The 418-nt window shown below is 46.2% G+C and carries 1 rRNA gene; it reads left to right on the top strand.

The window, feature by feature from the left end:
- A 16S ribosomal RNA gene (locus tag B1728_RS35515) occupies window positions 1-90 on the top strand; the annotation flags it as partial.
- Window positions 91-418: the final 328 nt, after the last annotated feature.

The following is a 418-nucleotide window of genomic DNA, read 5'->3' as shown; positions in this document are numbered from 1 at the left end:
AGGAGCCAGCCGCCGAAGGTGGGGTAGATGATTGGGGTGAAGTCGTAACAAGGTAGCCGTATCGGAAGGTGCGGCTGGATCACCTCCTTTCTATGGAGTCCATGTTACCTGCAGGGTAACGGACATTAAGCAACTACGGTTGCAACAGCATTCACTCGTTGCTCAGTTTTGAGAGGACAAAATTCTCTCAAAAGCTTGCTGGAAAAACTTGATGCTTGCATCGGTAAGAACAGCATGCTAAGATAGTCTTCCTGCTGTTGAGCAGGAACGTTTGTTCCTTGAAAACTAGATACTGAAATGGTTGTAACTGTTCGATAGTGAAACTATCGCAGTTATCAACAAATGCGTAGAGCAATACAACGTGTATTAGCATGGTTAAGCTAATAAGAGCACACGGAGGATGCCTAGGCGCTAGGAG

Source organism: Paenibacillus sp. 32352, from assembly GCF_002042965.1.
Classification (GTDB): Bacteria; Bacillota; Bacilli; order Paenibacillales; family NBRC-103111; genus Paenibacillus_S; species Paenibacillus_S vulneris.
This window is presented reverse-complemented; position numbering and strand designations above follow the sequence as displayed.